The 9,932-nt window shown below is 40.1% G+C and carries 7 protein-coding genes and 1 pseudogene; 6 read left to right on the top strand and 2 right to left on the bottom strand.

The genetic code is table 11. The features are described 5' to 3' along the window. Positions 1-376: 376 nt before the first annotated feature. The 4 genes from DXA87_RS08610 to DXA87_RS08595 all read left to right on the top strand — a co-directional run bounded on the left by DXA87_RS08610 (position 377) and on the right by DXA87_RS08595 (position 6,681). Complete coding sequence (locus tag DXA87_RS08610) at positions 377-1,333, top strand: Hachiman antiphage defense system protein HamA (RefSeq protein WP_015552326.1); 957 nt, start codon at positions 377-379, stop codon at positions 1,331-1,333. Next, positions 1,317-3,698: a helicase-related protein gene (locus DXA87_RS08605; protein WP_158553056.1), complete on the top strand. Its 2,382-nt coding sequence runs from the start codon at positions 1,317-1,319 to the stop codon at positions 3,696-3,698. Before DXA87_RS08610 ends, DXA87_RS08605 begins: the two co-directional genes overlap by 17 nt. 87 nt (positions 3,699-3,785) lie before the next feature. Beyond that, positions 3,786-5,768, top strand: coding sequence for an AAA family ATPase (locus DXA87_RS08600; protein WP_117503934.1), 1,983 nt, complete (start codon positions 3,786-3,788; stop codon positions 5,766-5,768). After that, the gene (locus tag DXA87_RS08595; protein ID WP_117503932.1) at positions 5,761-6,681 is read left to right on the top strand and encodes a hypothetical protein; all 921 of its coding nucleotides are present in this window, start codon (positions 5,761-5,763) and stop codon (positions 6,679-6,681) included. The genes DXA87_RS08600 and DXA87_RS08595 overlap by 8 nt, the downstream gene beginning before the upstream one ends. 429 nt (positions 6,682-7,110) lie before the next feature. Here DXA87_RS08595 and DXA87_RS17955 read toward each other — a convergent pair whose 3' ends face one another. Further along, complete coding sequence (locus tag DXA87_RS17955) at positions 7,111-7,254, bottom strand: hypothetical protein (RefSeq protein ID WP_158553055.1); 144 nt, start codon at positions 7,252-7,254, stop codon at positions 7,111-7,113. 117 nt (positions 7,255-7,371) lie between these two features. Here DXA87_RS17955 and tnpA point away from each other — a divergent pair. Both tnpA and DXA87_RS08585 read left to right on the top strand, forming a co-directional pair. Next, a pseudogene (gene tnpA / locus DXA87_RS08590) lies at positions 7,372-7,683 on the top strand (IS200/IS605 family transposase); the annotation flags it as partial. Positions 7,684-7,692: 9 nt separating this feature from the next. Then, entirely contained in the window at positions 7,693-9,018 is a 1,326-nt protein-coding gene (locus tag DXA87_RS08585; protein ID WP_117503930.1) for an IS200/IS605 family accessory protein TnpB-related protein, read from the top strand. A gap of 354 nt (positions 9,019-9,372) precedes the next feature. Here DXA87_RS08585 and DXA87_RS08580 read toward each other — a convergent pair whose 3' ends face one another. Further along, positions 9,373-9,921, bottom strand: a complete 549-nt coding sequence (locus tag DXA87_RS08580) for a hypothetical protein (protein ID WP_015554552.1) — start codon at positions 9,919-9,921, stop codon at positions 9,373-9,375. Positions 9,922-9,932 lie beyond the last annotated feature (11 nt).

The raw sequence follows: 9,932 nt of genomic DNA, 5'->3' as shown, positions 1-9,932 counted from the left end.
GGACAGACGGCTTCGCCGCAACGGAATATTCATACCTTTAATAATTCAATTCTCGAATTCAAGCAATGGCTTTTTGACAATGACTGTCATGATGTCTGTATGGAATCCACACGCTATCATTACATGCTCTATATCATTTCGAAAAGTTGCCTGCCTTAGACAGTTTATTCAAGTGTGCCAATTTATTGTCTCCCTCTACTTTCTTTCGCACTAATCCTACTTTAGCGAAAAATATCTATGTTAGGAATTTTAGTGCAGTAAGACTAATAATCATCAGGGTTATCGTGTTTTGTTCCAGATAAAGGTTGACAAACCTAAATATAGATGCATAATCATATGTAGAATACAATATGTGGAACATGATGGGGTGATACATATGCCTATAGAGGATGAATATAGAAAAATATATGATAATGAAGTAAACAGGGAATTAAAAAGGGAAATAGCCATTTATGAAGATGAAACAGAAATAAATAATTATCAGCCATTGAGTCATAACTGCAAGGAAAAATGTGTCAATAAATGTGACCATCAATGTTATAAGAGCCTTGGGAAACTAATGAGAAAGAATATTGTTTTTTACTGTTACGGTGAAGATGAAGTGGTAGCGAAGTTTAATAACGGGCTTTTTGCTGATTTAGAAAAGGCTATAAAAGTAGCTTACAAAATGCGATTGCCGCACCGTGAACCCAAGATGGATGGTCTACCAAGCGAAGTCTTATTGGATGCTATCGTACAATCATTAGTTCCTGGCGCATATAAATTGGCTGTTCGAACAATATTTCGCCAGAATGATAATAACGAAATTAAAGGATATGATTTGACTTATTTTACAAACGTGAATGGAAAAATAACATTATGGCTAGGTCAGGCAAAAATGGGCAGCAAGCAATACTGTAAAAATGGAATTTTAGATGATTTAAATAAAAAATACTCAAGTTTATATTTGGCGGAACAAATTTATTTTCTGGCAGATAAACCGTCAGGACTTACTAACGAGGGAAAGCAACTTGCTGACTTATTAAGTGAATTAAATATGTTAAATGCATTGGAAAATGATAAAAAACGCGCTGAACAATTGATGGATTTTCTAAAAAGTAAAAATATAGATATATGTATACCCTGCCTTCTGGCTTATGATAACTCAAATATATATTCTGAGACTATGAATATTGAAAATAAGATGAAGGTGGAAATGAATTGGATGAAACACTACTTTGAAAAGAACTTTAAATTCGAAGATATCAAACCAAAATTAATTTTTATTATATTTCCAATAGAGAATATCGAAGCCTTACGAGGAAATGAGGGATTTTATGCTGGATTATGTTAATTTGCTTTTGGATGCAATAAATAAATATAATGAAGATGATGTTGATAGTAAAAATCGATTAAGGGACTTAGTGTGCATTATTTCTGAAAATGATAGCGTAAAAAGTGATCCCCTCATTAAAGAATTATTGTATACAGCATCGCATAAAATGCGTATTTTTGGGTACAATGTGCAGAATGGATTTTATAAACAAGAAAATATTAATGAAAAACATATATCGGAATTACAGGCCTTATACAATCAAAGCATTGTTAACATGTATAGATCCAAAGTAAGAAATAACAATATTCTAGATAAAAGTCAGAAAAGTATTATAGATTTTTATCAGTCATTAGACATAAAGAGAATGTTGATTAGTGCGCCAACTTCTTATGGTAAGACATTTATTATGCGGGAAATCTTATACTTAAATCAAGAAAAATATAAAAACATATTGCTGGTCTTCCCAACAGTTGCATTATTGCGAGAAAATGCATTGAATATGGAAGAATTAAATCAGGATAAGAAAATGGGATATAATGTTATTAAATCTATTGATCGCGAAATAGATTGCCAGGATAGAAATATCTTTGTACTTACGCCTGAACGAGCGATGCAGCTTTTAGCTCAATATCCTAATATAGAAATAGATTTCTTCTTTTATGATGAAATGTATAAAATTGATGAAGATTATTGTAATGATGAAACAGATGATAATGATGAGAAGAAAAACTCATATGCGGAACGAACATTCTTAGATGAAGCAAGAGCAAAGACTTTTCGTATTTGTTTATATTTGCTTTCAAAAAGAGTAAAAGATTATTATTTAGCTGGACCCAACCTGAAAAGAGAGAAGTTTGGAAAAGGAATGCAAAGATATATTGCTGAAAATAACATACAAGTTAAAGAAATAGAGTTCGAACCTACAAAAAGAATAATGGTAAAAGCATATAATAAGGTAATAGACGAGGACTATACAAATTTGCCGTATATAGAAAAACCAGGAATAGTAAAAATACATAGCAAGGTTAATGACAGGATCTGTGATGTAGTGAATTATATCGAGCAAAAAGGATATGGTGCTACAATATTATATTGTACAACGCCTGCAAAAGCGAATGAATATGCCACTAAGTTAGCGGAAAATCATCAGGGGAACGTTGTTAAAAATGAAAGATTTTCTGAGTTTATAGAGCATCTAAAAAGAAATTATAATATAGATGGATCTATTAATGAATGGAGTTTTGTGAATGTGCTGGAAATGGGATTCGGAATGCATCACGGAAAAATGCCTAAGTATATACAAAAAGAAATTTTGGATTTATTTAATGAGGGCATATTTAATTTACTTTTTTGTACATCGACTATTGTAGAGGGCGTTAACACCAATGCAAAGAATATGGTTGTATTAAACCATAGTAAGGGAACAAAAGAACTAACAGTTTTTGATTTTAAAAATATCATTGGTAGAGCGGGTAGGTATTATCATAATTTTGTCGGGAGATATTTTTTAGTCGATAAAGAATTAGAAAAATTTGAACATACAGAGGATTTGACGCTTAATTTTGTTACATATGATGATCAAGAATTGGATCCGGTAGATATAGATAATTCAGAGTATATGGATCTTTCGGACATAAATAAAAATCTCAAACATAAAAGAGAGGAACAGTTTAAAGAATACTTATTGACAAATGATATATATGAAAAAAATAGATTAATAAAAAGAGAATATCAAGAGATACTTTTAAGATTTCTACTTAATAATAATATTCTTTATAATAAATTTTATAGGTATTTATCTTACCCAGATATATTAATGCAATTTACGACATACCATGCAATGAATACTGTGCTTGATATTTTTGAAAAATCAGGATTATTGGACGCTACTATTGTTCGAAGATATAAAGCCGTTAGCAATACATACTGTAATGAAGGATTTCATGGATTATTGAGGTATGAAATAGACAATGCCCGAGGAGATAAGGTGAAACATAAACGTATCGATAAAGCGTACATGGATGCGTTTAAAACACAAAAAGATATTATAGAACATAAAATTCCTAAGATCCTAGCACTATTTGAAACTATTTTTTCATATGCATCATTGTTGAGGAGAAAAACATTAGATAATTTTTCATTATCTAAAGTTTCGCGTTTTTATGAAACGGGTGTAAAAAGTTATATTGGAGAACAACTAATTGAATTCGGATTCCCAGTTGATGCAATTAAAAGAATTGAGGATAACAATTTAAGGTTATTATCTATGGATGCAAGTGCGAGTCAAAAATACATATTAGAACACTTGGAGGATATTAAGCAGTTGTTGGATTCATATGAGAGAGGATTATTAGATAAAGCTTTAAAATCGATTTGTAGCTAAGGTTAGTTAAGTAAATTGTGAACTATATAAAAAAATTAAGTCAGATTATATTAACATAAAATCTGGTCCAATAAAGGAAGAATACCTATGATCCTCATCTACGCCTACATAAACAAATTCAAAAACTACACAACCCAGGAAATCATCTTCGATCACCGCTGGCGTGTCAATTTCTCAAACAACAAACTGTCGATCCAATACCGCGGTCAGTCATCCGCGTCCGCGATCATCCGTGGAGACAGGAAACCTGACAACCTGCATATTCTTGTTGGAAAAACAGGGTCTGGAAAGACGAATCTGCTTCAGATGATCGGGGCGAAGCATGATGTGCGGTATCATAGGAAGTGGGAAGGAGAGGATGACTCGTATTTTCTTCTTTATAGTATCAGCGATACGGAATTTTTCCTTGAGATATGTGACATGGAGATCATGCAGTTTCCGAAGCCTGTGGAGAGGGATGATTCGACGATTCCGGAGCCGATCAGGGAGAATGCGAGGCGTGCGGGGACGCTGCGGACGGTTCGTTTTGCGCTGGAAAAAGCGTTGAATCCGGGCGAGACAGCGGTCAGATTTTGCGCGGTAAAAGAGTATGGATACGAAAAAGGTCTTCCGGAATTAAAGGTCCGCGACATGGCGATGATCATGAACTGTTATGATGTTCATGCGTTTATACGGCCGCCGTATCCGGATGATAAGGAGGATTTTACGGATTTCAGGAGTGACTGGATCGGCAGGGCGGCTTTCCCTTATCAGAGGACATCGCTCTGGCAGATCTGCGGCTATATCAGGGAATATCTTACGAGTCTGGAACCAGGGAGCGGGAAACGTCAGGTTTCGTTTCTGCTGTCGACGCATAATTTTGCGGATCAGTATCCGTTAAAGCTTTCCAGGGCCGTGGAGAAGGAATACTGGACGTTTTATGACAGACTGCAGGATGAGAAACGCGCAATTTATGATGCGGAGGCCAGGGAACGTGTACGGAAGAGGAAAAAGAAGAAAACGCTGACGAACAAGCAGATGTTCATTCATGATCTGTGGACGGATTACGCGAAGTATCTGCGGAAATGGGTCGAGAAGATCCGGAACTTTAATGCGGAAGAGGAGCCGGCGGAGGACCTGGATGCTTACCAGGAGTTTATGGACTATTATATAGGGAAAACGCGCAGGGAGAGCATCGATCCGACTGTGCTGCCGGATGGAGAAAAAATGTCCATTGTCAGGAGATGTACCTGGCTGGCGGAGTATATAGACAGAGCCGGGGATGGGGATCCGCATGGGCTGTTATGGCAGATCATGGGGGATATTAAGGACATTGTCGGTTTTCTCGAGAAGCTGGATGAGCGGTATTTCACGGTGGACACATGTTCCATACCGGTGGTCGATATGGAGAGGCCGGAGTATCGGGAATTGTTTGATGACCTGTTTGAACGCATGGAGCAGTATCGTCCGGATGATGCGGGGATTTTTACGGAGTGTCTTCTTCCATACGAGTTTACGAGACTCAGCACAGGGGAGTATCAGTATGCCAAGGTCCTTGGCGGGATGGAGGACTATTTGAAGCTTTCGTCTTCCGGCAGGACCAACAGAGGACTGGACAAGATCATACTGATGGACGAGCCGGAGGCGTATATGCATCCGGAGCTGGCACGGCAGTTTATCGCCCGCATGCTGAAAATCGTTGAGAAATATCAGGGACCTTCTACGATCCAGATCATACTCAGCACGCATTCGCCATTTATGCTTTCTGATGTTCTTCCAGAGGAGATCACCAGGCTGACGATCGACCGTGAGACAGGAAATGCGTTGGTAAAGAACGGATCAGATAAGGAATATTTTGGTGCAAATATTCACACGATCCTGGCGGATGGATTTTTCCTTGATTACACCATCGGGGAGTATTCCAGAAGCTTTCTGCAGAATGCTTTTTCGCGGCTGGAGATGTACGCGGATCATGGTGACGCTGATGAGTCGTTTTTGATGTCGATGGAACAGTTGATCCCGCACATCGGAGACCGGATGATCCGCAGGGCATTTGAACTTCAGATGGAGAAGGTGAGAAAGCATGATTAAAATACCCGAGAAAGAGGGGCGGCTTTCCGCAGCTAAGGCCGCTCATATTGAAGCAGTTATAGCATTTGTGAAAAGGAAGACGGAGGGATACAGGAGAGACCTGTTTGCAAATATCAGCCGTGTCATGACTGTTTCAGGGACCTTTGAGGACATGAGTGCCAGGGATGACTGGAGCTGGCTTTCTGATTTTATCCTGGCAGATGTGAAGACTTTGAAGCAGATGATCGGCAGGCCGGAGCTGCTGCAGTTTGATGAGTTTAAGAGAATGTATTCCGATTATTTCAGTGCCGGAAGTGATAAATATGTGGATGCGTCAACGAAATATAATGCGTACACGTTTATTGAAAACCTTGGTGTCACGATCTGTCCCTACTGTGACGAGGAGTATCTGGATGTTGTTGAGAATGGAAATGGAGGAAAACTGAGGACACTGGAGATCGACCATTTCTTTCCGAAGGGAAAATATCCGGCGCTCGCAATGTGCTTCTATAATCTTGTTCCCAGCGGGCAGAACTGCAATGGAATGAAAAGGGAAGAGCTCCTGGGAATGAATCCCTATGAAGATGGAATCGAAGGCTGTACATGGCTCTACCCGGATCTGCCTGTGGGAGTCAACATGGAAAAGGTCCCGGCTGCTGACTGCACGATCCACTTTCATCCGAAGGCGGGAATGGAGAAAAATGTGAAGGCGCTTCATCTGGAAGAACGCTATGAGCGGCATAAAGCCACAGCGCATAAATATCTTCTTTTGCGGCAGCAGTATGACGATACAAAGGTGGAAGAGATGGTAAAAATGGGAATGTTCCCAACGAAGGATTTTGCGTATAGGGTGCTGTATGGAGAGCCGCTGGATGAGGAGGCAGAAGAAGGGATTTTGAGAAAGTTGAGGAGGGATATTGCAGGTAGAGGGTGAGAAGAGGATGCCCGGCTGCGTGTTTGAGGGGTAAACGGTACAACGCACGTCCTTCGGTAGAATTTAAAATAAGGATAAAATATATAATAAATGAAAAGGCGGATCAACATGCAGAAATACTCATGAATTCTAATCGAAAGATATTGTATGGAACATAATTCAGCAAAAAGCCGCAGGTTGCAAAAGCTGGTTGAAATGTCATATGATTTAAGAGCTGTGGGAGCGTCTGGAAGGAATCCCGGATGGCTGTGCGGAATGTTTTCCGTTTGAAATAATAGATGAACTGAAAAGGGAATATTTGGGAAAGGTTTGATAATTGATCTCAAATTCCGCAGATATGCGGCGCTGTATTTGGCGCGGGGCGGAGGGCAAGAGGACCGATAAAGCAAGAGTTTCCTGCCCTATCGGTCAGATTTTTGTACATTTCGACTACCATTCCAGCCGATCCCAATCCACTTCTCCGAGCTGTGTGTCCAGCCATTTCTCATAGCTTTCTTCAGTAAACGGTCCATGCTTATCGACATAATCGTAAGTAATATTCAGGAATTCATCGATACTTTGAAAAACACGCACCGCATTCTCGTTACTTCAGTGATGAGTTAGGTGCGCTATTTATTTACAATAATATCGAACATATGTTTACATGCTTATTAACATATGGTATAATATTCATATGGAAAAAGTGTAGATCAGGAGTGCAAAGAAATGTTGCAGGAAATCGCACAAGAATATCAATTTCGGATCCTTGCGATGGAAGTAATGCTGGACCATATCCACCTGTTACTGGATTGTAAACCGCAGTTCTTTATTTCGGATATGATCAAGATCATGAAAGGAAATCTTGCGAGACAGTTGTTTCTTGCACATCCGGAACTGAAAAGGGAGCTGTGGGGCGGACATCTCTGGAACCCATCTTACTGCGCTGTGACCGTCAGTGACCGAAGTCGGGAACAGATCATGGCTTATATCGAAGGACAGAAAGAAAAAGAGAACAGAAAGTAGAGGAAACCTATGCAGGTCGTATCCAGCTATGGCGCGGAAATTAAAAACAAGAATATCCCGATCCGCCATACGCTGGCGCTTTACCGGGAGGCGGTCTGTTGTCTGACGGAGATATATGAGACCGTATGGACAGAGTTATCCATGATCGATCAGATAAAACGGAGATTTAACGAGGCGGAACATCTGGTACATGAAACAAAGAAGAATCATGCAAGATTTGACTTCGATGCCCGTTTTCCGAAAATGCCGTCATATCTGAGAAGAGCGGCGATTCAGCATGCGCTCGGGAGTGTTTCCTCGTACCATACAAGATTGGAACAGTGGAAAAATGGAGCGATTTCCGGAAAACCGAAGCTTGTATATGAAAACCATGCGATGCCGATATTTTATCGGAATGTCATGTACAAACCAGGAGAAGGGAGTGAAGACGCGGCCTGCCTGAAGCTTTATGATGGTCATGACTGGAAATGGTTCCGCGCAGGTCTGCTTCATACGGATATGGAGTACCTGCGCAGGCACTGGTCCGGAAAAAAGTCTTCTGCTCCGGTTTTGGAAAAACGACATCAGAAATATTTTCTCCGCTTTTCTTATACGGAAGAAGTTACATTATCAAAAACACCTGTAAAGGATCAGCTTATCTGCAGTGTGGATCTTGGAATCAATACGGATGCAGTCTGTAGTATCATGCGGTCAGACGGAACTGTCCTGGACCGGAAATTTATCAATTTCCCCAGTGAAAAAGACCGGCTGTCCCATGTACTCGGAAGGATCCGGAGATTCCAGAAGGAACACGGTTCCAAGCAGATCGGAAGCCGATGGGCGTATGCGAAACGTCTGAATACGGAACTTGCCAGAAAGACTGCCCGTTCGATCACAGAATATGCTCATGAGAATCATGCGGATGTGATCGTGTTTGAGTACCTGGAAATGAAGGGAAAGATTTCAGGAAAGAAACGACAGAAACTGCACCTTTGGAAGAAACGGGAGATCCAGACTATGTGTGAACACAAAGCACACCGGTATGGGATCCGTGTGTCCCGTGTCTGCGCATGGAATACAAGCCGTCTGGCGTATGATGGAAGCGGACCGGTCAGCCGAGATCCGAAGAACCACAGCCTGTGTGTTTTCCAATCTGGAAAACAGTATAACTGTGATCTGTCAGCATCCTACAATATCGGAGCGAGATACTGGATTCGGGAAATCATAAAAACCTTACCGGAAACGGAAAGGTCTTCACTGGAGGCAAAAGTACCTGCGGTGAAGCGCAGAACCTCATGCGTTTATGCTGATCTGCTCATTCTTCAGAATGAGTATGGATGTTCGAAAGCTGCATAAACACAGGCAGATATCCGGAGGACTACCTGTTATGTGGAACCCAGCCGTACCCGGCATGGAGGATGCGCATATCTGCGCAGTTCTAAGTTTCAGGCGTATCCGCCGGTATCCGGTCTTGCCGTTTAAAACGGCTGAGAAGCATGTGACTTTAGTCATGTGAGGTTCACATTTTTGTACTTTATGCTATAATCCTTGTATCTAAGCCATTTATTAACCGCTAACTATAAAGTACAAAATTTTTTACTTTTGATTGACATAATTATATTATGTAAACTATCTAAGTAAAAATTTAATTTATACTAAAATACTAAAAGCCGCTCGTTCCTTTTCATGGATCCGGGCGGCATATAAATTCTATTTGATGGTTTGATATTCCAAAAATGAAATCAATTCATTTAAATTTAATTCTACATTCTTAGGAATCGTTAATTCCAGCATATTCGTCTGATCCTGGAGCCATAAATAGTCTCTCTGCTCCTCTTCTTCCGAATAATAATATTCAAAACCATCCTGTACTTCTTTTGAACCTGCGTCTGGATTGTTTCTGATCATTGTCTCCAAACCACTCTTTCCATCAGAAAGTCTGTGTGTAAATAGGACAAATCCATTGTCATAGTGGCAGGAAAAATATCCCTCCCGGACCTGAATGTCCTTCAAGGATGTCTTCCATGGATTGTTATCATTGATCCAGTAAATCCGCTCGGTTGGAAGTTCTGATCGTATATTAGGCGAGTCTGAAGTCTGATATGCATAGATAAAGCTCTCTAAATTTTTGTATGTATCCGGTGTGCTAAGCACGTATTCCTCTGTCTCTGTTGAGGTGTCTGCACTTTCATTCGTTTGGTTCAGGCAGCCAGAAATGAGCAGTGCGGCAGTCAAACATAATACCATATATTTTCTCATACCCTTACACC

The organism is Desulfotomaculum sp. OF05-3, from assembly GCF_003435535.1.
GTDB lineage: Bacteria > Bacillota > Clostridia > Lachnospirales > Lachnospiraceae > Pilosibacter > Pilosibacter fragilis.
Note: the sequence above shows the minus strand (reverse complement) of the source record. Positions and strands in the feature narration are given on the sequence as shown.